This window comes from Streptomyces sp. NPDC055140 (assembly GCF_053607285.1).
Genome location: NZ_JBSGTG010000010.1, coordinates 204,444 through 229,147, shown reverse-complemented (window position 1 = coordinate 229,147; position 24,704 = coordinate 204,444). Strand labels below are relative to the sequence as shown.

Annotated in this window: 23 protein-coding genes and 1 pseudogene; 13 read left to right on the top strand and 11 right to left on the bottom strand. The window is 71.3% G+C overall.

Features of this window, described 5'->3' with window-relative positions; translation table 11 throughout:
* Window position 1: 1 nt before the first annotated feature.
* The 3 genes from ACWFR4_RS21290 to ACWFR4_RS21280 all read right to left on the bottom strand — a co-directional run bounded on the left by ACWFR4_RS21290 (window position 2) and on the right by ACWFR4_RS21280 (window position 2,381).
* The gene (locus tag ACWFR4_RS21290) at window positions 2-952 is read right to left on the bottom strand and encodes an MFS transporter (RefSeq protein WP_453654036.1); all 951 of its coding nucleotides are present in this window, start codon (window positions 950-952) and stop codon (window positions 2-4) included.
* 29 nt (window positions 953-981) lie between these two features.
* Window positions 982-1,305, bottom strand: a complete 324-nt coding sequence (locus ACWFR4_RS21285) for a hypothetical protein (RefSeq protein WP_453468157.1) — start codon at window positions 1,303-1,305, stop codon at window positions 982-984.
* Between the two features lie 179 nt (window positions 1,306-1,484).
* Window positions 1,485-2,381 carry an Lrp/AsnC family transcriptional regulator gene (locus ACWFR4_RS21280; protein ID WP_453653944.1) on the bottom strand — a complete coding sequence of 299 codons (897 nt, stop codon included), beginning with the start codon at window positions 2,379-2,381 and terminating at the stop codon, window positions 1,485-1,487.
* 225 nt (window positions 2,382-2,606) lie between these two features.
* On the opposite strand from ACWFR4_RS21280, the gene ACWFR4_RS21275 reads away from it, so the two are divergent.
* From ACWFR4_RS21275 to ACWFR4_RS21250, 6 genes are all read left to right on the top strand, one after another.
* A complete protein-coding gene (locus ACWFR4_RS21275) occupies window positions 2,607-3,587 on the top strand; it encodes a C-terminal binding protein (RefSeq protein ID WP_453653942.1) in 981 nt (326 codons plus the stop codon).
* A complete protein-coding gene (locus tag ACWFR4_RS21270; protein ID WP_453653940.1) occupies window positions 3,584-4,372 on the top strand; it encodes a class II aldolase/adducin family protein in 789 nt (262 codons plus the stop codon). The genes ACWFR4_RS21275 and ACWFR4_RS21270 overlap by 4 nt, the downstream gene beginning before the upstream one ends.
* Before the next feature lie 239 nt (window positions 4,373-4,611).
* The gene (gene pstS / locus ACWFR4_RS21265; protein WP_453653938.1) at window positions 4,612-5,688 is read left to right on the top strand and encodes a phosphate ABC transporter substrate-binding protein PstS; all 1,077 of its coding nucleotides are present in this window, start codon (window positions 4,612-4,614) and stop codon (window positions 5,686-5,688) included.
* 157 nt (window positions 5,689-5,845) lie between these two features.
* Window positions 5,846-6,409, top strand: coding sequence for a GNAT family N-acetyltransferase (locus ACWFR4_RS21260; protein ID WP_453468162.1), 564 nt, complete (start codon window positions 5,846-5,848; stop codon window positions 6,407-6,409).
* 41 nt (window positions 6,410-6,450) lie between these two features.
* Complete coding sequence (locus tag ACWFR4_RS21255) at window positions 6,451-7,089, top strand: hypothetical protein (RefSeq protein ID WP_453468164.1); 639 nt, start codon at window positions 6,451-6,453, stop codon at window positions 7,087-7,089.
* Between the two features lie 265 nt (window positions 7,090-7,354).
* Window positions 7,355-9,529 (top strand): FUSC family protein, encoded by a 2,175-nt coding sequence (locus ACWFR4_RS21250; RefSeq protein ID WP_453468167.1) that lies wholly within the window; start codon window positions 7,355-7,357, stop codon window positions 9,527-9,529.
* 126 nt (window positions 9,530-9,655) lie between these two features.
* On the opposite strand, the gene ACWFR4_RS21245 is transcribed toward ACWFR4_RS21250, so the two are convergent.
* Window positions 9,656-10,153, bottom strand: a complete 498-nt coding sequence (locus ACWFR4_RS21245; protein WP_116505392.1) for a peptidylprolyl isomerase — start codon at window positions 10,151-10,153, stop codon at window positions 9,656-9,658.
* 259 nt (window positions 10,154-10,412) lie between these two features.
* On the opposite strand from ACWFR4_RS21245, the gene ACWFR4_RS21240 reads away from it, so the two are divergent.
* The 4 genes and pseudogenes from ACWFR4_RS21240 to ACWFR4_RS21225 all read left to right on the top strand — a co-directional run.
* On the top strand, window positions 10,413-11,831 hold the full coding sequence (locus ACWFR4_RS21240; protein WP_453653936.1) for a S1 family peptidase: 1,419 nt from the start codon (window positions 10,413-10,415) through the stop codon (window positions 11,829-11,831).
* A 114-nt stretch (window positions 11,832-11,945) separates the two neighbouring features.
* Complete coding sequence (locus ACWFR4_RS21235) at window positions 11,946-12,392, top strand: MarR family winged helix-turn-helix transcriptional regulator (protein WP_453468801.1); 447 nt, start codon at window positions 11,946-11,948, stop codon at window positions 12,390-12,392.
* Window positions 12,393-12,461: 69 nt separating this feature from the next.
* Window positions 12,462-13,046 (top strand): hydrolase, encoded by a 585-nt coding sequence (locus ACWFR4_RS21230; protein WP_453468802.1) that lies wholly within the window; start codon window positions 12,462-12,464, stop codon window positions 13,044-13,046.
* 18 nt (window positions 13,047-13,064) lie between these two features.
* Window positions 13,065-13,343, top strand: a pseudogene (locus tag ACWFR4_RS21225) (AIM24 family protein); the annotation flags it as partial.
* 99 nt (window positions 13,344-13,442) lie between these two features.
* Here ACWFR4_RS21225 and ACWFR4_RS21220 read toward each other — a convergent pair.
* Together ACWFR4_RS21220 and ACWFR4_RS21215 are read right to left on the bottom strand one after the other, a co-directional pair.
* Window positions 13,443-13,970, bottom strand: coding sequence for a GNAT family N-acetyltransferase (locus ACWFR4_RS21220; protein ID WP_453468803.1), 528 nt, complete (start codon window positions 13,968-13,970; stop codon window positions 13,443-13,445).
* 74 nt (window positions 13,971-14,044) lie between these two features.
* On the bottom strand, window positions 14,045-16,180 hold the full coding sequence (locus ACWFR4_RS21215; protein WP_453468804.1) for an NEW3 domain-containing protein: 2,136 nt from the start codon (window positions 16,178-16,180) through the stop codon (window positions 14,045-14,047).
* Between the two features lie 416 nt (window positions 16,181-16,596).
* Between ACWFR4_RS21215 and ACWFR4_RS21210 the strand changes: the two genes are divergently transcribed.
* Both ACWFR4_RS21210 and ACWFR4_RS21205 read left to right on the top strand, forming a co-directional pair.
* Entirely contained in the window at window positions 16,597-18,075 is a 1,479-nt protein-coding gene (locus ACWFR4_RS21210; RefSeq protein WP_453653935.1) for an esterase, read from the top strand.
* A gap of 242 nt (window positions 18,076-18,317) precedes the next feature.
* The gene (locus tag ACWFR4_RS21205) at window positions 18,318-19,364 is read left to right on the top strand and encodes a tetratricopeptide repeat protein (RefSeq protein ID WP_453653933.1); all 1,047 of its coding nucleotides are present in this window, start codon (window positions 18,318-18,320) and stop codon (window positions 19,362-19,364) included.
* A gap of 9 nt (window positions 19,365-19,373) precedes the next feature.
* Here ACWFR4_RS21205 and ACWFR4_RS21200 read toward each other — a convergent pair whose 3' ends face one another.
* From ACWFR4_RS21200 to ACWFR4_RS21185, 4 genes are all read right to left on the bottom strand, one after another.
* The gene (locus tag ACWFR4_RS21200; RefSeq protein WP_383082714.1) at window positions 19,374-19,760 is read right to left on the bottom strand and encodes a PPOX class F420-dependent oxidoreductase; all 387 of its coding nucleotides are present in this window, start codon (window positions 19,758-19,760) and stop codon (window positions 19,374-19,376) included.
* A 494-nt stretch (window positions 19,761-20,254) separates the two neighbouring features.
* Window positions 20,255-20,410 carry a hypothetical protein gene (locus tag ACWFR4_RS21195; protein WP_453468627.1) on the bottom strand — a complete coding sequence of 52 codons (156 nt, stop codon included), beginning with the start codon at window positions 20,408-20,410 and terminating at the stop codon, window positions 20,255-20,257.
* A 214-nt stretch (window positions 20,411-20,624) separates the two neighbouring features.
* On the bottom strand, window positions 20,625-22,712 hold the full coding sequence (gene ligA / locus ACWFR4_RS21190) for an NAD-dependent DNA ligase LigA (RefSeq protein WP_453653931.1): 2,088 nt from the start codon (window positions 22,710-22,712) through the stop codon (window positions 20,625-20,627).
* Window positions 22,713-22,784: 72 nt separating this feature from the next.
* Window positions 22,785-23,264 (bottom strand): DUF4188 domain-containing protein, encoded by a 480-nt coding sequence (locus ACWFR4_RS21185; protein WP_453653929.1) that lies wholly within the window; start codon window positions 23,262-23,264, stop codon window positions 22,785-22,787.
* A gap of 98 nt (window positions 23,265-23,362) precedes the next feature.
* On the opposite strand from ACWFR4_RS21185, the gene ACWFR4_RS21180 reads away from it, so the two are divergent.
* Window positions 23,363-24,004: a MerR family transcriptional regulator gene (locus tag ACWFR4_RS21180; protein WP_453653927.1), complete on the top strand. Its 642-nt coding sequence runs from the start codon at window positions 23,363-23,365 to the stop codon at window positions 24,002-24,004.
* Between the two features lie 24 nt (window positions 24,005-24,028).
* Here the strand turns inward: ACWFR4_RS21180 and ACWFR4_RS21175 are convergent, their stop codons facing one another.
* Entirely contained in the window at window positions 24,029-24,628 is a 600-nt protein-coding gene (locus tag ACWFR4_RS21175; RefSeq protein ID WP_453468623.1) for a TetR/AcrR family transcriptional regulator, read from the bottom strand.
* Window positions 24,629-24,704 lie beyond the last annotated feature (76 nt).

The following is a 24,704-nucleotide window of genomic DNA, read 5'->3' as shown; positions in this document are numbered from 1 at the left end:
CTCAGACGCCGCTCGCCACCTCCCGTTCCGTCACCGCTGCCGTCCCCTCCGCCGCCTGCGGTACCCGCAGGCTCCGGAGTCGGGCCGTGCACCAGATGCCGATGGCCGAGATGGCCATGAGCATGAGCGCCGTCGGCCAGTAGTGGCCGCCCGCGGCCGCGGCGAGGGAGACCGCCGCGAGCGGCGCGAGGCCGCCGAAGACCAGGTTGCAGATCTGGTAGGACAGCGAGATGCCGGTGTAGCGGACGTGCGGGGCGAAGCCCTCCGCGAGGATCGAGGCGATGGGCCCGTACAGCGCGGACATCACCAGGCGCATCGCCAGCATCAACAGCCAGATCAGGACGACGCTGCCGGTGCCGAGGACCATGAACTGCGGGATCGCCAGGACGATCACGCCGGCCAGGCCCGCGATGACGACCTTGTGCGGGCCCACCCGGTCCGCCAGCCAGGACAGCCACGGCGTGACCAGGAGTTCCAGGAACGCTGCCAGGGTGAGGCCGTTGAGGAGCATGGACTCGGACAGGTGGAGGTCACCGGTGCCGTACGAGAGCAGGAAGCTGGTCACCACGTAGTAGCCGCCGGTCGCGGTGGCCAGGGCGAAGACGCCGATGAGGACCGTGCGCCACGCCTTCTGGAAGACCTCCACGACGGGCAGCTTCTGTTCGGTGGCGGCGTGCTCGTCGCGCACCTCGGACATGACGGGCGACTCCTCGAGCTTCACCCGTACGACAAGGCCGACGATCACCAGTACCGCGGACGCGAGGAACGGCACGCGCCAGCCCCAGCTCATGAACGCGTCGTTGCCGAAGAGGTTCATCAGGCTGAAGGCGCCGGTCGACAGCAACGCACCTACGGATGAGCCGAGTTGGGCGAACGAACCGAAGAACGAGGCCTTTCCGGGCGGGGCGTTCTCCACCGCGATCAGTACGGCGCCGCCCCACTCGCCGCCGATCGCGATGCCCTGGACGAGGCGCAGCGTGATCAGCAGAACCGGGGCCAGCGCGCCGACCTGGGAGTAGGTGGGGAGCAGGCCGATCGGCAGTCGACCCAGGCCAGGGCCTGCCCGTACATCACGGGGTGGCAGTGGGCGTCGACGAAGCCGGGGTGGACGAGGCCGCCGTCGAGTTCGAGGTTCTCGTCGATCCGGCCGCCGAGAGCGGCGCGTGCCGTGTCCGCGGTGCCGACGTGGACGACGCGGCCGCCCCGGACGGCGAGCGCCTCGGCGCGTACGGGGGTTCCGGCGGCGGCCACCGCCGCGCCTGTCACCAGGAGCGTGCGGTCGGCGTCATCGAGGGGGTGGTGCATGAGGGGGCCTGCTTTCGACCGTGGGAAGACCATGAGGGCCGCCGCGCACAGACAGGGCGCGGCGGCTGATTCGTTCGCATGGACGATAAGCAACCGACGTTGACTTGACTAGATGTGCTGCTGAGAAACTTTTCGTAAGTTCAAATGGGCCATCACTTACGTATCATCCGACCTGCGTCTCATTCGGCAGCCGGATCCTCGTAACGCTCCTTGATGAGTTCCAGGTGCACCCAGCTCTCCACCGCGCGCACGCCCTTCACGGCCCGCATGTCCTCGACGGCCGTCCGGATCGCCGCGAGGGATTCCACCGTGATCGTGCCGACCAGATCCGCGCGCCCCATGCAGGAGGACAGGAAGGAGACCTGTTCGCGGTCCGCGAGACGCGCGGCGACCTCGTCCCGCTCCGCCTCGACGCGTACTGCGAAGCCGCACAGGATGCCGAGGCCCAGGAGTTCGGGGCGCACCAGCGCGAGGACCTTCGCGACGCCGCCGTCGAGGAGCCGCAGCGTGCGCGCGCGGGCCGCACCGGCCGACAGGCCGACCCGCTCGGCGAGCTCGGCGAACGGGAGGCGGCCGTCGGCCTCCAGCTCGCGCAGGACGAGCTGGTCGGTCTCGTCGAGTTCCGTGACGGCCGGCTCCCCCGCGAGCAGATACGGGTCCTTGAGGTGACGGGTGGAGATCAGCGGGTCCACGACGTCGACGCCGGGCAGGCAGCGGACGCGTTCGATCGCCCGGTCCAGATCGGCGATCCCCTTCGTGCGCAGCTCGGCCATGACCGCATAGCCGCCGGCGGTCAGCGTGACGAACGGCGCCTCGGGCATGACGGCGATGGCGCGCGCCACGGGCCCGGCCGGACCGCGGACACCGATCGACAGATGCGCCGACGCGGTGAGGCCCCGAATGGCGGGGTGCACGACGGCCGCCACACGCACACCGCCGCCCTCGAGCAGCCGCTGGACGCGGGCCCGGGTGGCAGGCCGGGAGAGGCCGACCCGCTGCGCCAGCGTCTCGTACGTCAGACGGCCGTCCGTCTGCAGCTCACGGACGACGGCGAGGTCGATGTGGTCCAGGTCCACCGGGGCTTCCCCTCAGCTCGGCTGCCCGGGTACGGCCGCACCCGGGGTCGGCGCCCATTGTCGACCACGGGGCCACGGGCGCCGGACACTCGTGACGCCCATCACAGACGCCCGTCTCATGCGGACTGGACAATTATGGAAGACGAAACGTAACTTCAACACCACAGCGACCGACGAATCATTCGTCGCCCTGAATTTGTCGCTCCAGGCGTGGGGAGAATTGAGATGGGTCAGCCCGTGGTGGTCTTCACCGACCCCGAGGAGCTGGATGTCGAGCCGGGCGCACGCCTCCTGCGCGACGCGGGCTTCGAGGTCCGCGTCGTCGGGAGCCGCGACCCCGCCAGGATCGCGGCGGCCGCGCACGACGCCGAGGCTCTGATCGTCGGCTACGCCCCCGTGGACGCGGCCCTCCTGGACCGGCTGCCCACCGTGCGCATGCTGGCCACGATGTCCGCGGGCTACGACATGGTGGACACCGCCGAGGCCCGCCGGCGCGGCCTGTGGGTGAGCAACCTGCCGCACGCGGCCACCGAGGACGTCGCCGTGCACGCGCTCGCCGCCACCCTCTCCCTCGTACGGCACCTGCCGCACGCCGATGCCACGGTGCGGAGCGGCGGCTGGAACACGGAGTTCGGCGAACTGCCGCGCCGGGCAAGCGAGTTGACACTCGGCCTGGTCGGGTTCGGCCGTATCGCGCGCGCCGTGGCGCGGATGGCGGCGCCCGTCTTCGGCCGCGTGGCCGCCTTCGACCCGCACGCCGACCCGGCCGGCTGGCCGCCCGAGGTCGACCGGCTCGGCCTCGACGAGCTGGTCAGCCGCGCCGACGTGCTGTCCCTGCACACCCCGCTCACCCCGCAGACACACGGTCTCGCGGACGAGGCCCTGCTCGCCCGGATGCGGCCGGGATCGTTCCTCGTGAACGTCTCGCGCGGTGAACTCGTCGACGCCGACGCGCTCCTGCGGGCGCTGGACAGCGGGCATCTCGCCGGGGCCGCACTCGACGTGTTCCCGGTCGAACCCCCGCCCGCCGACGACCCGTTGCGCACCCATCCGCGCATCCAGCTCTCCCCGCACAGCGCGTTCCTGTCCGACGCCTCGCAGCGCGCATACGTGTGCGCGCCCGCCGAGAACGTCATCGCCTGGCACCGCACCGGCCGCCCGCTCACCCCCGTGGTCGACCCGACTCTCGAAGGAGCCGTCTCGTGACCGACCTGCTGACCCCCGCCGCCGATCAGGACGCCGCGCAGACGGAGCTGCGGCTGCGCCGCGAACTCGCCGCCGTCTACCGGCTCGTGGCCCATTTCCGCATGACCGACCTGATCTTCACGCATATCTCGCTGCGCCTGCCGGGCCCGGACCACCACTTCCTGATCAACCCGTACGGGCTGCTCTTCGAGGAGATCACCGCCTCCAACCTGGTCAAGATCGACCTGTCAGGGAACCCGGTCGAGCCGACCCCCTACCCCGTCAATCCGGCCGGGTTCGTCATCCACAGCGCGATCCACGCCGCCCGCGAGGACGCCCACTGCGTCCTGCACACGCACACCAAGGCGGGCTGCGCCGTTGCCGCGCAGCAGGGCGGCCTGCTGCCGCTGAACCAGATGTCGATGGAGTTCCACAACCGGGTCGGCTACCACGACTACGAGGGCGTGGCGCTCAACCTGGACGAGCAGAGGCGCCTGGTCGAGGACATCGGCGGCCACCCCGCGCTGATCCTGCGCAACCACGGCCTGCTCACCGTCGGCGGGAGCGCGGCCCAGGCGTTCCTGCGCATGTACTACCTGGAGAAGGCCTGCGAGATCCAGGTCACCGCGCAGGCCGGCGGCGCCCCGCTCACCATCCCCTCCCCGGAGGTGTGCGAGTACACCGCCCGGCAGCTCGCGGGCGAGGCGGAGGCCAACTCGGACTTCCAGGACGAGGACGCGTACGACCTGGCGTGGGCGGCGATGCTGCGCCTGCTCGACCGGATCGCGCCGGACTACAAGGACTGAGCAGGAGCCAAGCGCCGAACCAAGCGTCAGCGGAACTGGACAGCGGGGCCCGTCGGGCCCCGCTCGCCCTTCGTACGGTGGTGCTTCGCCTGGAGTTCACCCTCACGTCACCCCACGACCGCCATGATCGGTAAGCATTTGTCCTTCCGATCGCGGTTTCATCAGGGGGAACGACAGTGCAGAGCGCCCGTGCCAGACGTGTGATCCAGCGGAGCGTTCCGGCCGGTGCGGCTGCCGTCATGGCCACGCTCCTGCTCGCGGGGTGCGGGGCGGGCGGCCCGGGTGCCGTCGGCGATCACGCGTCCTCGGCCGACGCCTCCCCCGTCGCCGACATCCACTGCGCGGGCAAGAGCCAGGTGCCGGGCTCGGGTTCGACGGCCCAGCAGAACGTGATGAAGTACTGGATCGACCAGTACCAACGCGCCTGCCCCGGCGTCCAGATCGCCTACAACCCGCTCGGATCGGGCGCCGGCGCCGCCCAGTTCCTGCGCGGCGCGACCGCGTTCGGCGGCTCGGACAGCGCTCTGAAGCCCGAAGAGGTCGAGCTGTCGAAGCAGACGTGCACCGGCGGCCGGGCCATCAACCTGCCCATGGCGGGCGGCCCCATCGCGGTCGGCTACAACCTGCCCGGCGTCGACGACCTGGTCCTCGACGCCGCGACCCTCGCCGGGATCTTCGACACCCGCATCACCACCTGGGACGCCCCGCAGATCCGCGCGCTCAACCCCGACGCGGAACTCCCCTCGACCCGCATCCGTCCGGTGCACCGCTCGGACGACTCGGGCACGACGCAGAACCTTCAGGCCTACCTCGCCGGAGCCGCCCCGGCCGCCTGGCCCTACGCGGCGGAGAAGTCCTGGCAGGCCAGGGGCGGCGGCTCGGCGAACGGCTCCAGCGGAGTCGTCTCCGAGGTCAACTCCTCGTACGGGTCGATCGGTTACTTCGAGCTGTCCTTCGCGGCGAGCAGCCACGTACCGACCGTCCGCATCGACACGGGCACGGCGGATCCCGTCACCCCGTCGCCGGAGTCCGCGTCCGCGGGAATCGCCGCGGCCCGCGTGGCCGGCGCGGGCAAGGACATGTCACTGAAGTTCCGCTACGGCCACTCGGCCGCGGGGGCGTACCCGATCGTCCTGGTCACGTACGAGATCGTGTGCGACAAGGGCAACCGGGCCGCCACACTCCCGGCGCTCAAGTCCTTCCTCACCTACACCGCGAGCGACGAGGGCCAGCAGGCGCTGACCCGGATCCACTACGCACCCCTGCCGGACACCGTCGCGACCCAGGTGCGGCAGACCGTGCAGTCCCTTTCCTGACGCCGCGGGGCCGCACCTTCCAAGCGCACTTTTCCCCAAGTACCCTGAGGTCACCGGGAGTTCGCACGGCAGGGCGTGACGCCCCGTTCCCCTCGTCGCCCGTGAGTGTCACCATGCTGAGCCCCGGGCATGTCCCGCGGCCCGACGGGAGGCTCGTATGGCTCAGGTGTACTTGCGGCGGCTGTCTCGGTGGCAGGCGGAACAGCAGCGGGAAGCCGTCGCTGACGTGTACGTCTCGGCGTACCACGGGGCCGCGGGAGCCGAGTACCGCGACCGGCAGGGGTTCTTGACCCGGTTCGAGAAACACGGTCAGCGGCCCGACTTCGACATGGTGGTGGCCGACTCGGGCGGGCTTGTCGGCTGCCTCTACGGGTACCGGGCCGACCGCACCGGTGACTGGTGGGCGGGCTTCCGGGGTGACCTGCCGACCGAGTTCGAGGAACTCACCGCGTCCGGCCGGGCCTTCGTCCTCGCCGAGCTGATGGTGCTGCCCCTCCATCGGCGCCACGGCGTAGCGACGGACCTGCAGACACGGCTCCTCGCGCGCCACGACACCGACCTGATCGTCGCGGTGGTGCCCCGGCCCGGCCCCGCCGCACCCGAGGCACCGGGCTCCGCGCTGCTGCGCTCCTGGGGCTGGCTGGATCTCGGCACATCGGGCCCCGGCGACGTATCCGGGGCGAGCGACAGGCAGGTGTGGGTACGCAGGCCCGTGAGGTGAGCTCCGGCCGCTCCCCCGTGGACGGTCTATAGCCTCTCCCCATGGGTCTGGACATCACCGTTCTCGTCGTCGACTGGGACCACCTCGGGCGGACGCCTGCCGCGGAGCGCCTCGGAATGCTGGAGGACGCCGCGTACCCGGACGACGACTGCGACGACGGTGGCGGTGGCTCGGACGCGCGGGTCGAGCACGGCTGGGTGCGGCGGCCCGATACGCCGTGGTGCGCCCTGTACGAGTTCTTCCGGACCCTCGGGTCGTTCAAGCCGCACTTCTGGGCCGGCGAGGCGTGGGAGGACGTCCGCGACTTCGCCGAGCCCGGCCTGCGGGCGGCGCTCGACGCGTTCCTGGCAGGGCTGTTCTGGCTGGGCCTCGACGACGCCGACACGGACACGAGCGCGGAGGATGAGCCGGTTGCCTGGCTCTTCCCCGCCGAACCGGACCCGTGGCACCCTCGGCTGCTCGTCGTCCGTACGCCGGAGCAGGTCCCGGACCTGGCGCGCGCGTGGGCCGTTGCCGCACCCCTTCTCGAGGACCTCCGCGCGCCGTACGCGGTTCACGCGGAGAGACCCGGGCGCTGGATAGCGAACTTCGAGGAGTTCGCCATGCTGGTCCGCGACTGGGGCGAGGTGGTGACCGAGGCGTCTCGGAGCGGGCGTGGCCTGATCGGACTCCCGATCTGACGCCACTTGACGACACTTGATGACAACTGCGGACATTTCAAGGTGACTGACCGCCCTGGACGCCGTTGCCGCCGACGCTCCCGTACCGCCTCCCACCTCCTACGACCGGCCTCGGAGCTCTGTTGACGCGCATGGGATGCTGAGGCGTCCGCGGATCATGGCTGGATCAGGAGAGTGCGGCAGGGTGAGGGCGTTGACACGGCTGACGGGGATCGGTGGCACGTGGGACCGGTTCGTGGCGTCCGATCCGGGGTTGCTGCGGCTGATGGCGGGGCTGCGGACGGTCGGCGCGATCGCGCTCACGCTTGCCGTCCTCGCGGCGTTCCACACCGATGTGACGCACATGGTCGCCGGCGCCATGGCCGCGATGGTGGCCACCTTCGCGATCAGGGAGAAGGACGTACGCGGCCAGGCGGTCACCCTCGCCCTGGGCCTGCCCGTGGCGCTCGCGGCGGTGTCGCTCGCCGCGCTGCTGCACAACCAGGTCATCGCGGGTGACCTCTTCTTCATCGCCCTGATCTTCGGTGCCGTCTACAGCCGCAGGTTCGGTGACCGCGGCACCGCGCTGGGTCTGATCGGCTTTCAGATCTACTTCGTCTCCCTGTTCGTGAGCGCGACGGTGTCGTCGCTGCCACGGCTGTACGCGACGCTGGCCATCGCCTTCACGTGCAGCGCGGTCGTGCGCTTCGCCGTCGTGCCCGAGACACCGGAGCGGGTCCTCGGCCGGCTGCGTGACGCGTTCAGGGCGCGGCTCGCGCAGCTGGTGGACACGCAGGCCGAACTGCTCGACGCCGAACCCGACCAGCTGGAGAAGGTCCTCGACGATCTGCGTCGGGGCACCGCACGCCTGCACGAGACGGCGCTGATGATTCAGGGCCGCCTGGAGGAAGGAACCCGGAACTCGGCCACGGCCGCCCTCGTACAACGCAGGGTCGCCGACGCCGAGATCGCCGCCGAACGGCTCGGCGTCCTGCTGCTCAACGCCCGCAGCGCCGAACGCGCCGACACCCTCACCCTGCACCTGCCGCACGCACCCGTACCGGAGCCGTCGAAACGCCTGTACGCCGACGACGACGCGACCGCGACCCTGCGCCGCGACCTCAACGCTCTGCACCTGCTCGTCGCCCGCCCCGTGTCGGGCGACCGCGGGACGGCGCTCGCGCACGTACGCAACCGGCTGCTCGCCTACCGCGACGAGGACAACCTGCCGCGCGGCTCCGCCGCCGTGCAGGACGTCTTCCGCGGGATCGGTGAGGCGGCGCGCGCCGTCATGGGTCTGCGGGTCGCCCTCGACGGACCGCAGGACGAGTCCGACGACACCCCGGCGACGACGCGTTCCCGCGAGGAACTCGACGCCGAGGACCTCGCGATCACCGGCTCCGAGCAGGACGAGGACGACGCGGACGACCGCACCGGGCTCCAGCGGCCCACGACGCGGGCCGCGTTCCAGGTCGCGGTGGGCTCGTCCCTGGCCATCGTCGGCGGCGAGTTCCTGTCCAGTCAGCGCTGGTACTGGGCGGTCCTGACGTGCTGGGTGGTCTTCCTCAACACCGCGTCCACGGGCGAGATCCTCGTCAAGGGCTACCGCCGGCTCCTCGGCACCGTGTTCGGCGTGGTCGCCGGTGTCGCGCTCGCGGGCGTGGTCGGCAACCACACCTGGACGGCGTTCGCCCTAGTCCTGGTCTTCATCTTCGCGATGTTCTTCACCGCGCCGCTGTCGTACGCCCTGATGTCGTTCTTCGTCACCGCGATGCTGGGCCTGCTCTACACGCTGCTGAACACCTACAGCCTGGACGTGCTGGTCCTGCGGATCGAGGAGACGGCGCTCGGCGCCGCGTGCGGCATCGTCGCCGCGGTGCTCGTGCTGCCGGTGCACACGGACCGCCGTACCGACGAACTCCTCAGCACGGTCCTGGTCAGGCTCGGGGACGTCGTGTCGGCGGCCGTGGAGCAGCTCAGCGGTGGACCCGCGGTCGATCTGCTCGACAAGGCGCGGGACCTGGACACGGCCCTCGACGATCTGCGCGCCTCCACGAAGCCGCTGACGCACCCGATCACGCCGCTCCGCGTGCGGCGGCAGACGGCCCGCTATCTGGTGGCGCTCCTGGAGACCTGCGCCTATCACGCCCGGTCCCTGGCGGCGACGGCCGAACTGGTGCCGTACAGCAAGACCATCGCGGCGGATCCGCGGCTCGAGCGGGCCGGGGTGCGTATCGCGCACAACATCGACGTGATCGACGCGCATGTGCGGGACGAGAAGACCGGCGGGGAGGTCCAGGCGGGCGCGAGCATCGCCTCGATGCTGGAGGCGGACGGACCCGGAGCGCTGCGCTCGGGCACGGTCACCTTCCGCGTGCTGCGGCATCTGCAGCGACTCGACGAGGGAGTCGTGGGTCTCGCCCGGCCGCTCGATGTGCCGGTCGCGGGGCGCCGGCGCTGAGCGCTGCGGCGTTGTGAGGACGCGGGCACGGAGCGGGCCGGGGCGGCCTGATCGGCTGCCCCGGTCCGTCGACCGTGTCCGTCCGCCGGCTGTCGAGCGGCCGGCGGTCAGGCGTCGTTCCGGAGGCTAGAGAACGCCGGACTCGGAGATGGTGACCTTCGCCGAGGGCGCGCCGCTGCGGGAGCCGAGGGCCTCGATCTTCTTGACGAGCTCCATGCTGGACTCGTCGGCGACCTCACCGAACACGACGTGCTTGCCGTCGAGCCAGTCGGTCACGATCGTGGTGATGAAGAACTGCGAGCCGTTCGTGTTCGGGCCCGCGTTGGCCATGGAGAGCAGGCCCGGCTTGGTGTGCTTGAGCTGGAAGTTCTCGTCGGCGAACTTCTCGCCGTAGATGCTCTTGCCGCCCGTGCCGTTGCCGGCGGTGAAGTCGCCGCCCTGGAGCATGAACTGCGGGATGATGCGGTGGAACGACGACCCCGCGTAGCCGTAGCCCTTCTCGCCCGTGGCCAGGGCACGGAAGTTCTCCACCGTCTTCGGGACGACGTCGTCGAAGAGGTTGAAGCTGATGCGCCCGGCGGGCTTGTCGTCGATGGTGATGTCGAAATATGCCTTGATTGCCATGGCGACATCCTTGCACTCCCCATGGCCCGAGCGCTCCTCGGGCCGGGCTTTCGCAGGTCGCACGGGCCGCGCGTCCACTCGATCGGCCCGCCCCCGGATCGGCGACGGCGCGGCGACCGGGCAGCGCCCCGCTGAACGAGGCGCCCCGTCTGTACGTACGTGAAGCGAGGGGACGAGCCGGGCGGTGTTCTCAACGCCCGTTCCCCTCAAGGTCGTTGACCTTTTGCCCGTACGCCGTTCCGCACGTTGGGGAGTCTGGATGAGGCACGCGCGACGCACCGCCCGGCGGATCACACGCCTTGCTGCCGTCGGTGGCCTGCTCTGCGGAAGCCTGCTGGTCACGCGCGCGATCGCGAACGAACCCGGCGCCTCCGGTCCACCCGTCCCGGTGGGCGAACGGCTGGTGGCGCAGCTCGGCGCCGCCCGCACGGCGGGCAGCTGGCTCGGCGCGGACGGGCGGACGGTGGTCGCGGTGACCGACGCGGGCGCGGCGGCGGACGTGCGGCGGGCCGGGGCGCGGGCCGAGGTCGTGCGCCACAGCATGCGCGACCTGCGCTCGGCCGCCGCGACCCTGCGGGCGGCTCCCCGGGTGTCGGGTACGGCGTGGTCGATGGACTACGGCTCGAACGAGGTCGTGGTGCGGGCCGATTCGACCGTCTCCGCGGGCGACTGGTCGCGGCTGGCCGGCGTCGCCAGGACCATCGGCGCGCCCGTCCGCATGGAGCGCACCCCGGGCACGTTCACCACTCGCGTCGACGGCGCCTCGCCGATCTTCGCGAGCGGCGGGCGTTGCTCGGCGGGCTTCGACGTGACCGACGGCAGGGACGCGTTCCTGCTGACGGCCGGGCATTGCGGCCCGGTCGGCACGACGTGGTTCGCACGGCCCGGCGACGCCACTGCACTGGGCACCACGGTGAGCGGCACGTTCCCCGGGAACGACTTCTCCCTCGTGCGTTACGGGGATGGGGTGCCGCGTGCCCAGAGCGACGTCGTCGCCATCGGCGGAGGCCGTGGCGTGCGCATCACCGGGGCGGCCGACCCCGTGGTGGGCCAGCGGGTCTTCCGCAGTGGCAGCACCACGGGGCTGCACTCCGGCCGGGTGACCGGCTTGAACGCGACGGTGAACTACCCGGAGGGCACGGTCACGGGCCTCGTCCAGACCACGGTGTGCGCCGAACCGGGCGACAGCGGCGGCCCGCTGTTCGCCGACGGGCTCGCCCTGGGCCTGACGTCGGGCGGCAACGGGAACTGCGATGCCGGGGGCACGACGTTCTTCCAGCCCGTCGGAGCGGCGATGACGGCTCTCGGCGTACGTCTGACCGGCACGTCAGGGGGCGACGGGCCGGAGGCGGGGGCCGGTTCCGGACAGCCGCGGCCCGGCGGCGGCGACGTGGCACCGTCCGCGCCGCCCGCAGGCTCCGAGGCGGGGGCTCCGGGTGGGGCCGGGACGGGCACGGGAGTGGGCACGGGGACGAACATGGGCGGGGCCACCGACACCGGGGACGGCACCGCCTCCGGCACGGGAACCAGCGCCGGCACCGGCCCGGTCGCCGCGATCTCCAGGGTCGTGGACAGCCGGAGCGTCGGCCCGGGCCTGCTGGTCATCGGCGGGAGTCTGATCGCCCTGGTGGCGGCGCGCTCCATGCGTTCGTCACGGCGGAGGCGCGGGGCCTGGTGATCGGCTGGAGACCTGGCGTGACCCCCTCCAGGCCGCACGCAGCCGTGCCCCGGACCCTCTCCAGATCTTCAGCCCAGACTGGACAGCCTGGGCTGAAGGTTTTAGCGTGGACGCATGAACAACGCCGAGGGCATCTCAGAATCCGCGGACCGTGCCGCGCGCGAACTGCGCGTGATGTTCAGCCGCCTCCGGCGCCGCCTGCGCGAGGTCTCCGACAGCCAGGACCTCACCCCGTCCCAGGTCTCCGCGCTCAACCGGCTCAGCAAGGCGGGGGCCGCCACGGCCAGCGGTCTCGCCGCCTCCGAGGGCGTGCGGCCGCAGTCGATGGCCGCCACGCTCGCCGCGCTCGACCAGCACGGGCTGATCGAGCGCCGGCCCGACCCCGAGGACGGCCGCCGTCAGCTGGTCACCCTCACCGACGCCGGCCGCGAGAGCGCGGAGGGCACCCGGCAGGCCCGCGGGGAATGGCTGGCCCGCGCCTTCCAGGACAACTACTCGGAAGAGGAGCGCCGGACCGTCGTCACCGCGCTGACCCTGCTGGAGCGGCTCACCGAAGCCTGACCGGAACACCCGTCACCGGCGCTTCACACTCTCCAAAAAGCAATCGATCCACTCCGAAAGGCCCGACTCATGGCTCTCACCACCCTCGACGAGCGCACCGCCCTCGTCGTCATCGACCTCCAGAAGGGCATTGTCGGCGCACCCACCATCCCGTACACCGGCGCCGAAGTCGTCGCCCGCTCGGCCGAGTTGGCGGACGCCTTCCGCTCGCACGGCCTGCCGGTCGTCCTCGTGCGCGTCAGCGCCGCCCCCGACGGTGCGGACGCCGTACCGGGGCGCAACGAGACCCAGGGCCGCACCGGCGCCCGGCCCGAGGGCTGGGACGTCATCGTGGACGAACTGTCCGGCCACCCCGAGGACATCACGGTCACCAAGCGCAACTGGGGCGCCTTCTTCGGTACGGACCTGGACCTCCAGCTCCGCCGCCGCGGCATCACGCAGGTCGTGATGACCGGCGTCGCCACCAGCATCGGTGTCGAGTCCAGCGCCCGCGCCGCCCACGAGCACGGCTACCACGTCACCCTGGCCACCGACGCGATGACGGACCTGGACGTGGAGGCGCACCGCAACAGCATCGAGCGGATCTTCCCGCGCCTCGGCGAGACCGGCACGACCGAGGAGATCACCGAACTCCTGGCGAAGACCCGCGCCTGACAGGCGAGTTGTGCCCTGCTGTTCAACAGCGTCTTCACCGGTCAGGGCGGGCTGGGGCTCATCTGCGAGGGCAACCCGCTGGTCATCCCCGCATCGCCGCAGCAGCCGGTGTTCGTGGACACGGACGCGGTCGTGGGCTGGACCGCCCATCCGAACACCTCGTTGCACCGATCGCAGTCCATCGGGTCGATGATCCGTGGCGGTTCGGGCGAGGCCGTCCAGCTGAAGCCGGAGGGTGAGGGGTACGCCGTCGTGCGTCCCAGCGAGGCGACTCCGCAGAAGGCCCAACAGCACTGACGCCCTGCTGTCCCCGCGCGCTTCGAGGTGGCGGGCCCGGGATCCTGTGAGCCGTCGCCTCGAGGTGCGTCATCCCAAGGTGCGTCATCTCAAGGCGCGTCATCTCAAGGCGCGCTGCCATCTGACCTCGCCGTCGTGCATCCGGTCCGTGGGCGCCAGTCCGCACGCCGTGGCGACGGCCGCCGACGCGCCGTGTTCCGGGTGGATGTGCGCGACGACGGTGCGTACGGGCTGCTGCCCGAGCCAGTCGACCAGTGCAAGCGCCGCCTCCGTGGCGAGGCCGCGCCCCTGCCACGGCACTCCGACGACCCAGGCGATCTCGGCTTCGAGCCCGTCGCCTCCGGGGCCGACCGTGGCCTGGACCGTGCCGGCCAGACACTCTTCGTCCCTGATCCGGAGCACCCAGTTGCACCACGAGACGGCCGGGTCCGGGGAGCCCACGACCAGGCGCCCGTAGCGTTCGCGCAGCTCCCGCGCCGACAGCGGCGCGCCGCCGATGAACGTATGCAGAGCCGGGTCGCCGAGCACCGCGGCCATCTCGTCGGCGAACTCCACCTGGAGCGGAAGGAGTTCGAGCCTTTTGTTCGCGATGTCCGTCGCGGTCAGGGGTTCGCGGAGTCTGTCCATCGCGTCACCTTATGTCCACGCCGGTGCGCAGGACACCGCGACCACGGCATCCGGCGCACCGGCCCGCCCAGGCTCTACTGAACGGTGATCGCGAACACGTGGATCGCGTCCGCGTCGGGCAGGGTGACCGTGCGGATCGTCTTGCCCGCGGTGAGCGGGACGGAGTTGCCGAACAGCTTGTAGCCGGTGCCGAAGTTGGCGGGGCCGGTCGGGGTGTTGCGGTGGTCGGACGTGGCGACCGTCGTCGCGCCGTACTCCGTGCCCGCCGTGCAGCACCAGTTGGGGAAGCCGAGGCTGCCCGTGCTCGTGGTGCCGTCGGTGTAGGTGACCTTGACCTGGCCCGAGGCGAAGCCGGCCTCCGCGCCGAGGAACCAGAGCTTGGAGCCGCTGCCGGTGAGGGTGATCGACTGGCCGGCAAGTTCGACGTTGTTCGGGGTGCCCGGCTTGGCGGCCGGGAACGTCCAGGTCACGCCGTCCTTGCTGACCTTTGCCCCGGGAGTGACCCCGGCCGCGGCGAGCGCCTGCGCCGAGTAGCTGTCGCCGCCGCCGTCGAAGTTGCCGGTCGTGTAGTTGCCCTCGGCGGGCGGCGCCGCCTCGTTGGTCACGCCGACGTTGTTGAAGGCGGCGTCCAGGCTCGGGTACGGCACCTCGGTGACGATCGAGGCGCGTCCCGATACGGAGCCGTCACCGGCGCCACCCGCGCGGTAGCGTGCCGTCGCGGTCAGGGTCGTGACAGTGGTGCCGGGCTTGGCGTCGGGGCCCTTCGCCGTGAGGGTCGCGGTGGCCGAGCCGCCGGGCCCGACCTTGCCGAGGGACACCTTCGACGTGCTGAGGCGCCAGCCTTCGGGGGCGCTGATACGCAGTTGCGCACCGGTGAGTCCGGTCGGGCCGTGGTCCGCGAGCGCGACCTTCCAGGTGGACGTGGCGCCTTCACCGCCGGTCCGTGTCCAGGTGATCGCGGTGGCGGGCTGCACACGGTGGGCGGTGCCGGCGTGGACGCGGTACAGCACGGTCGCGTGGGCGGGCACGTTCGCGGCAATCGTCCCCGTGGTCTGCGTGGTCCGCTTCGACCAGAGGTCCTTGAGGAGGTACGAGGATCCGGCGGGCAGCCCGGCCTTGGCGGCCGTCGTCGTGATGGTCCGTGCCTCGTCGGACGAGTTGAACAGGGCCACGGCGCGGTCGCCGTTCGCGAGGGGCTTGGACAGGACGTCGTAGCCGTCGCCCTGCTGGACGATGCGTCCCTGGAGACCCTTGGCGTCCTGGTCGACGGCGATGACGTCCTTGTTGCCGAGGACGGCGAGCGCCCCGGGCGAAGCCTTCGTCAGGTCGGTGCTGGAGATGAGGGGGGCGGCCATCACGGACCACAGCGACATCTGGCTGCGGATCTCGTCGCCGGTGAGCTGAGACTGCCCGGCGAGCAGGAAGTCGGGGTCGTTCCACCGGCCGGGGCTCTGCAGGTCGGCGAGCGGCACGTTGTAGGCGTAGTTGTACTTGATGGAGGCCCACTTGCCGCGCGCGGACGACGACTCCATGGCGACGTCGGCGCCCTCCCGCCACAGGTTGCCGACCTCGGCGGACCAGGAGATGACGTGGTGCCAGTCCTTCTCGCCCTCGAAGTAGGCGGGCGCGGAGACGGAGTAGACGATGGGCCGGCCGGTGTCGAGGAGCGCCTGGCTCATGTCGCCGTAGAGCTTGTGGTAGACGTCGTCCGCGCTCTGGCCTGTGGGGACGGGCACGTTGCAGCCGTCCAGCTTCAGATAGTCGACCTTCCACTTGGCGAAGAGGTCGGCGTCCTGCTTGATGTGGCCGTACGAGCCGGGGTAGCCGCCGCACGTGGCTGTGCCGGCGTCCTCGTAGATGCCGAACTTGAGGCCCATGGCGTGCAGTTGCTCGCCGACGTAGGCCATGCCGTGCGGGAAGCGGGTGGGGTCGGGGACGAGGTTGCCGTCGGCGTCGCGGGTGTGCGTCATCCAGCAGTCGTCGGTGGTGACGGTGTCGTAGCCCTTGGCTGCCAGGCCGGAGGAGACGAGTGCGCGGGCGTTGGCGAGGACGGTTTCCTCGCTGATGTCGCAGCCGTAGTAGGACCAGTTGTTCCAGCCCATGGGCGGGGTCGGGGTGAGGTTGGGGTACGGGGTGGTGGCCGCGGCGGCGGGTGCGGCGGACGGTCCCGCGAGGCCACCGAGCGCGAGTGCCGCGGCGGTGGCGGCCACGGACAGGGCGCGAACGGCGCGGGCCCGGCCATGGCGCGAGGGGTGCGGGGTGGTGCGGCGCCGTGCGGATCTGTGCTCTCTGTGAGCTCTCCCGGACAAGGGATCTCCCGTCTACGAGCGTCTACGAGCGCGCCGGGGATGACGCGACGGGGATACCGTGCCGAGGGAAGCTCGTTTCTGCAAGATGTATGACGATTTCTTGCACAAACAATCAATCGGTGGGGCGGTTCGACGCCATATGCTCCAATTCGCCCTGATCGTTTGCCAGTTGATCCCCGGAGCGTCGGTGAACCTGGGGCAAACTCCCGTACAACCCTTCCTCCTCATGCGCTGTCAAACAGGGCGCCGGACAAGGAACGGGCCCTTTCCGGACATCCCCCGCGCTGCCCGGTCGTCCTTCTCGTCAGGAGCCGCTCGTGCGCAAGAACCGTTCCGCCGCCCTGGCCGCGGCGTCATTCCTCCTTCTGTCCGGTGCGGCCATCGCCACCGCCCCCTCCGCCTACGCCGGAACGCCCGGAGGCACGCACGCGAACGACCGCAACAGCGATTTCAACGGCGACGGTTACGAGGACGTCCTGGTCGGCGCGCCCGGCGCCACCGTCAGCGGGAAGAAGGGCGCCGGCCTCGTCACCGTGCAGTACGGGTCGTCGAGAGGCATCGGGACCACCAACGTCGCCCGCTTCAGCCAGTCCACCTCCGGCGTGGCCGGCGCCGCCGAGACCGGTGACGCGTTCGGGAAGGCCGTGGCCACGGGCGACCTGGACGGGGACGGCTACGACGACGCGATCGTCGGCATCCCCGGCGAGGACATCGGCACGACCACGGACGCGGGCGGAGTGGCCATCCTCTGGGGCTCCAAGGCCGGCCTCGCCGGCGCCGCCAGCGACTGGCTGGAGACCCAGGAACCCACCGCCGGCGAGAAGTTCGGCACGGGCGTCACAGCGGCGCACTTCACGAACGACACACCGGGCGACGTCCTAGCCGTCCTCGACCGGGACGACCTGGAGCTCTTCGCCTACGACTCCGCACCGCAGCCAGCGTCGAAGGCACCGCTGGAGCGCCGCTCCACGAGCCGCCTGTCCAAGCTCGCCGACGAGCGCGACATCGTGCCCATGTCGCTGACCACGGGGGACTACGACAACAATGGTTTCGCGGACCTCGTCGTCTCGGGCGTGACGGCGGGCTCCGAGCCGGGACACGGCTGGTCGTCGTACCTGTCCGGGCACGCCGACGGCCTCACCTACGAGCGCGATCTGCGCGGCGGCCCCGTGGCGGCGTCGGGCGACATCAACGGCGACGGGTACGACGACCTCGTGACCGGCGAGCCCAACTCCCCCGACGACGGCGGCGCTTCGATGACCGGCGGCCTGGCGGGCGTGCGCCTCGGTGGCCCCGACGGGCCGTCGTCCGACGTGCAGTGGTGGACGCAGGACTCCCCGGGTGTGCCCGGCACCGCCGAGCGCGGCGACGGCTGGGGCACGGACCTGTCCGTCGCGGACACGAACGGGGACGGGTACGCCGACGTGGCGATCGGCGCGGCCGGCGAGGACATCGGCACGGTCGCCGACGCGGGCGCCGTGTGGGTGCTGCGCGGTGCGGCCTCGGGCCTGACCGCGACCGGCGCGCAGTCCTGGGACCAGAACTCGGCGAACGTGCCGGGCGTGCCGGAGAAGGGCGACAAGTGGGGCGGCCAGGTACGCCTCACCGACCCGAACCGCGACGGCCGCTTCGGCCTGCTCGCGGCGGCACCGGGCGAGAACACGAACGACGGTGTGGTCTGGGTGTTCTCGGCGGGCTCCGGCGGCGTCACCGCCTCCGGCTCGTGGACGTACGGCGCGGGCTCGCTCGGCGCACCGGCCGCGGACGCGCTGTTCGGCGCGGCCATCGACGAGTAGGGCCGTCGACGCGGAGGAGCGTCAAAGAACATCCGAACCAGGCCGCCCGCCTCCCCACCCCTTCGGAGACGGGCGGCCTTCCGTACTTCCCGTACGTCCATTTGATGACCGGCCGACGCCAGGTAGCACTCAAGTCGTACGGCACAACACATACGTGGACGGATCCGCCGGGACCCTCGCCGCTCGTACGTTCTTGATCGGAACGCAGCGGCACGACGGGACCGGCGAAGGGACACGACTACATGTACCGCAAGGCATTCGCCCCGGAGTATCAGGGCGAGTTGCGCACGGCCCTCGGGGTGAACTCCTCCTACGAGGACGTACGCGCGGCGGCGGGCCGGTCCCTCGAAACGGCGGCCGGCCCCCTGGAGCGGGCACGCGCCGCACTGGCGCTCGCCGAGGCGAACCGGCGGCTCGGCCGCGTCCGCGAGGCGGGCGACGCGTGGCGCGGCAGCTATCGAAGCGCGCGCACCGCCGGGCACACGGGGGCGATGGCCTGGGCGCTGTGGAGCGGCGGCACACTCGCCCGCCAGTGCGGCTCATTGCGCCTGGCCCGGCGGCTGCTCGGGCACGCCGTCACCCTGGCCGCCCACAGCGACGACCGGCTCGCCCACGGCTACGCGCTCGCGGGCCTGGCGGAGACGGGCCGCATCCAGGGCGACTACGCGGCGGTCGCCGCCCTCCACGAGGAGCTGCTCGAACAGGGCCGCGCCCACGGCGAACCGCGGCACATGGTCTGGGCGATGTCCGGCATCGCCCAGATGCACCGCAACACCGGCGACCACGCCAAGGCCCTGGAACTCTTCGAGGAGTCGGTCAAGGTGGCCACCGAGGCGGGCGACACGCGGGGCCGCGCCTGGTCGCTGCGCGGCGTGGCCGATGTGCTGTCCGTGCGGGGCGAACCCGACCGGGCGTTGTCCCTGCTCACGGAGGCCGAGGGCATGTGCCGCGCGATGGATCTGGCGAGCGCGCTCGCGTACAACCACAAGATGCGCGCCAACGTCCTTTACCGGGACGGGCGTTATGAGGCAGCCCGGGACACCTACGCATCGACACTCGCAGAGTTCCGCCATCTGCACGAGCCGCGCGGTGTCGCGCTGTGCCGGCTGGGGCTGGTCAAGTCGCGCGCCCGGCTGGGCCGCGACCGGCATGACACGCTCGCCGAACTCGACCTTCTCGAGGCCGACTTCAGGCGGATCGGGCTGCGGCACGCGCGAGAGATGGTGGTCGCGTTCCGCGCGGAGACGGCTCGGGGTGCCCTTCGGCCCGGGGACCGTGAAGCGGCCTGACCGCCTCGGTCACTCGTCGAGCGTGATGCGGATACCCACGGTGCCGTCGAGGCCGCGGCGCAGGCGGCTGCCGAACAGCGTCACCTTGCCGAGCAGGCCGTACTTGCTCCCGATCAGGTTGCGATAGCGGGCCGTCACCTCGGGGGAGCAGATCTCCGCCGTGGCGGGCGACTGATCGCCGGTCGGGTTGCCGCGCGCGTCGCACGGCCCCACCAGGACGTCCGCGCGATTGCGGATCCGCTTGACCTTCCACGAGTCGGCAGGGGTCCAGGCACCGAGCGCGGACCCGTCCCTGACCACCCAGACGGGGGTGGCCACCGGGCTCCCGTTCTTCCGGAAGCTGGTGACCAGCAAGTACTTCCCGGCGCCGAGCCGCGCGAGCCGCGTGGTGTCCATGTCTCGAGTCTACGGCTCCCCGGCGGGCGGCTGTCGGGGCCTTGTCACGTCCGCCACTCCAGGTGTGGACGTTGCAACAAATTGTGAAGAAGGTGAGAGCTTTCTCTGCATCCGGGCGATCCGCGCGTCTGTGCCCGCCCCGGGCCCGCCACGATGATCACGCCGCGTGCCTCCTCGTGGCATCCAGATCGGGGTGCGCAGGGCCAGGAGACTCCAGGAGCGCCGACGCCTTCGGCGCTCCTGGAGTCGTGCGGCACTCCTGCGGCCGGGTGCTGTCAGCGCAGAGCCGCGGCCAGGAAAGTGCTCAGCGACAGGGAGAGCCCCACGACTGCCATCAAAAGGGTGCCGTACTCACACCAGGGCCGGGGCCGGCGCTCCACCTGAGGTCGATGCCCACCGCGATGCGGGCCTGCGGGGTCGATGGGGACCTGCTGTCCGTGCGACTGGATCACGCAGGATCAACTCCCTTGCCGGGCAGCACGATGCGCCCGAGATCAGCCACGCAGGACGACTCCGTGGCGGATTCGCATCCTCCGCAACTCCCACAGGGAGACGGCCGTGACCGACAGCGGGCCGCCCAGCAGGGAGCAGAGCTGTGCCGCAACCGGGCCTTCCGGCATGCCCTCGTCGATCAGGTTGAAGACCGCCACCGCCCAGCCCGGACCCGCGGGTGGCTGCCCGCCGTTGTTTCCGGGGCCGTTGTCCGGTCCCCATCCCCCGATGCCATGTGTCCTCCACGCAGCGCCGTCGACGGCCCTTGTCTCCTGTGCGGCGCATGGTCGAGCGCCTCATCGGCGGAAAAGCCTGGAACACCTTCTCGGCCACGACAGTCATCTGCGCAGCCTCTCCACAGACGGCGTCACCTCACTCAAGGAGGTCCGCGACGAGTTCGGCGAACTCGTCCGGTGTGGCGAGGCGGATGCCCAGGGCCTCGGCCTTGGCCCGCTTGGAACCCGCGCCCTCACCGGCGACGACGAGCGAGGTGCGCTTGGAGACGCTGGAGGAGGACTTGCCACCGGCCCGCTCGATGAGTTCGTTCATCTGGTTGCGGCTGAGCTTCTCCAGGGGGCCGGTCATGGCTCCCGTGACGACGACGGTCATGCCGTCCAGCGGGCCCGCGGCGGCCGCCGGTTCGCCCGCTCCGTCCGTCTCGGTCTCCGGAGCGGGCGGGGTGGCTCCGGGTTCCGTCATGTTCACCCCCGCCGCGGCCAGCCGGTCGATGAGCGGGGCGAGTTCGGCCAGTTCGGAGACGATCACCGGGGCCTTCTCGGCGCCGATCCCCTCCACCCGCTGCATCGCCTCGGCGCCCGCCGCGCGGATGTGGTCCATCGTGGCGAAGTGGCGGGCGATACGGCGGGACATGGACCGTCCGGTGCCGCGCACCCCGAGGGCGCACAGCACCCGGGACAGCGGCTGGGCCTTGGCGGCCTCGATCGCGGCGAGGAGGTTGTCCGTACTCGTCTCCCCCATCCGGTCGAGCGCCAGGAGCCCGTCACGGGTGAGGGCGAACAGGTCGGCGAGATCGGCGACCAGGCCCGCCTCGACGAGCTGGACGACGCGGGTGGCACCGAGGCCCTCGATGTCGAGCTGGTCGCGGCCCGCCGCGTAGGAGAGCGAGGCCACCAGGTGGCAGTTCCGGCCGCGTTCGCAGCGCCAGCGCTGCTCGCTCGTGTCGATGCCGGAGCCGCACTGCGGGCACACGTCGGGGAACGCGATCGGCCTTTCGTCGCCGGTGCGCAGGTGGGCCACGGGCGCCTCGATGCGGGGGATGATGTCGCCCGCCTTGTAGACCATCACGTGGTCTCCGAGCCGCAGGTCGCGCCGGGTGATGTCGGCCGGGTTGTGCAGCGTGGCGTACGTGACCGTGCTGCCGTCGATGTCGACGGGTTCGAGGACGGCACGCGGGGCGATGATGCCCGTACGGCCGACGTTCCACTCGACGTCGAGGAGGCGGGTGATCTTCTCGACGGCCGGCAGCTTGAAGGCGATGGCCCAGCGCGGGGCGCGCGTGCCCGATCCGGCGGCCACCTGGTCGGCCGCGAGATCCGCCTTGACGACGATCCCGTCGATGCCGAACGGCAGCTCGGCGCGCAGGCCCGCGATGTGCTCGACCCGGGCGAGCACCTCCTCGACGGTGTCGACGGCGACTCCCGAAACGGCCGTCGTGGCGGGCGTGTTGACGCCGAGCGTGGCCGCGCGGTCCATCAGTTCGCCGTGGGCCAGTGAGCGCAGCGCCTCGGCGTGCTCGGCCGACGTGCCGGGCAGGGGCAGCAGGCCGTACGCGAAGAACGTCATCGGCACCGTGTAGGCGCGCTCCTTGGCCCTGAGTGTGCCCGCGGCGGCGTTCCTCGGGTTGGCGAAGGGGGCGCCACCGTGCTCCGTACGTACCTCGTTCGCGTGCTCGAACTGGCCGATGGTCATGAGGACTTCGCCCCGCACCTCGACCGTGTGCGGCTCGGTGAGGCGGTCGGGCAGGCCCTCGATGGTGCCGATCGCGTGCGAGACGTCCTCCCCGGCCGTCCCGTCGCCGCGGGTGATCAGCTGCGTGAGGCGACCCTCGTGGTAGCGCGCGGCGATGGCGAGGCCGTCCAGCTTGGGCTGGACGTTCCACCGGGTCACGTCGTGGCCGATGCGACGGGCCACCGACGCGGTCCAGGTGGTGAACTGCTCACCGTCGAACACGTTGTCCAGGCTCAGCATCGGGACCGTGTGCGGCACGTCCCCCTCGACGGCGCCGCCCCCGACCTTGCCGGTCGGCGAGTGCGGCAGCACCTCGTCGGGGTGGTCCGTCTCGTACGCGGCGACGGCCCGAACCAGCCGGTCGTACGCGTCGTCGTCGAGGGCGGACGTCCCGCCCGTGTAGTAGGCGCCCGCCGCCAGGGACGCGTCGGCGACGGCCTGGGCATAGGCAGCGGCATCGGCCAGGACGAACTCACCAGAAGTCGTTGTCATGCTGTCATCGTGCCTGGTGGCACTGACAATCGACCGGAGGCGACGGCAGCGCCAGGGATCAAGGGCTCCCCCTCACACCCGCAGCCGGTCCTGCGCATGCACCCCGTCCCCGAGACCCGCCACGCCGAACGCCTTGCCGAGTCCCTCGGCGGGCATGTCGCCGTAGATCGTCTCGTAGGAGCCCTCGGGGACGACGTACGTCTCGTGCCAGATCCCCACGTGTCCCTTGCTCGTGCGGGCGTACCGGTTCATCCGCGCCCACCACGGGTGATGGCGCTTGTCCGGGGCCGCGGCGTAGGCGAGCAGCTTCTCCTTCGACTCCCAGTACTGGACGACCATGTAGGTCCGCGGCGAGGCCGTGAGCAGGATGTGGTGCAGGAGGCCGAGGGAGCGGTCGCTGTTCAGCTCCTTGAGCATCAGGGGCATCGCGACGAACACCGGGAACCACCGGTGGACGGCCCAGAAGCGGTTGATGCGCATGCCGATGAGGAAGACCACCACGTCCCCCTGCGGGCCCGCGGTCATCCGTCCGGCATGTGTCTTCGCGCCCATGTCACCCTCGATTCGGCTGGGTTGGAGTGTGTGGGACGGTGCCGCTGCCCAGGCACCCGTGCTTGGATAGTGACACTGTCCAAGGAAGGGGGCAAGAGATGCGACTCGCGGAACTCAGCGAGCTGAGCGGGGTCTCCATCCCCACGATCAAGTACTACCTGCGGGAGCAACTCCTGCCCCCCGGGCGGCGGATCACGGCCACCCAGGCCGAGTACGACGACTCCCATCTGCGCCGGCTGCGTCTCGTACGGGCGCTGATCCAGGTCGGACGGGTACCGGTGGCGACCGCACGCGAGGTGCTCGCGGCCGTGGACGACGACTCTCTGGGGCGCACGATCCGCCTGGGCGCGGCGCTGTGGGCGCTGCCGCAGCCACCCGACGCCCCGGAGGACGACCCGGCCACGGCCGAGGCGATGTCGGTCGTCGACCGGCTCCTGGAGGAGCTCGGCTGGGACACCTCGCGCGAGATCGGCAGCCGCTCCCCCTCGTACCGCACCCTCGTCACGACGGTGGCCACGCTCAACCGCCTCGGCTACACCTTTGGCACGCCCGAACTCGCCCCGTACGCCCGGCACATGGAGCGGGTCGCGGAACACGACATCGACCGCCTCGACACGTTTCCCGAGGAAGTGGAGAAGGTCGAGGCCGCTGTCGCGGCGGCGGTCCTCCTCGAGCCGGTGCTGCTCACGCTGCGCAGGCTCGCCCAGGAGGAACACTCGGCGCGCCGGTTCGGGCTCTGACGACCGGCGCCGGGGCCCGGCACCTCACGCCGACGGGTCGAACCCCGTAGCCATCCGGGCGTACGCGTGCAGCATGGCGATCACCTCGGTGCGTGTGCGGCGCCCCGCGAGCACCTCCATCTGGAAGCCGTCCTCCATCGCCACGAACCCGGCGGCCAGTTGACCCGCGGGCTCGGCGAGCACGAAGTGCCCCTGCGCCTCACCGAGGACCAACGTGGCGTAGTACACGGCGATTTGACGCTCGGTCAGCGTGGCATCGAGGGCCGCCGCCCGGGGATCGCGCAGGCTGCGCGGCCAGTACTCGAAGAGCAGCCGAGGCAGCAGATCGTCCGGCCCGTCGGCGACGCCGTGCTCGACACAGGCCCGCAGCCGGTCCCGGGCGTCCGGGAACTTCTCGGCGCTCTCCTCACGCTCGCGGCTGAAGCGCTCGATGGCCCGCTGGAACGTCTCGTACGTCAGCTCGTCGAGGTCGTCGTAGTAGTAGAGCACCGCGGCCGACGTGACCCCGGCCTCTTCGGCGACATCGCGCAGTCGCAGGCCCTCGAGGCCGCGGCTGTGCAGGGCGCGCAGCGTGGCCTGGTGCAGTTGCGCGCGCCGCGCCTCCTGGTCCTTGCGCCGTCCCACGACCGCCTCCGTCCGACCCGGGTCCACCCCGATTCACTGATGCCGGGGTAAAGATACCGAACTCGCTCTTGACAGG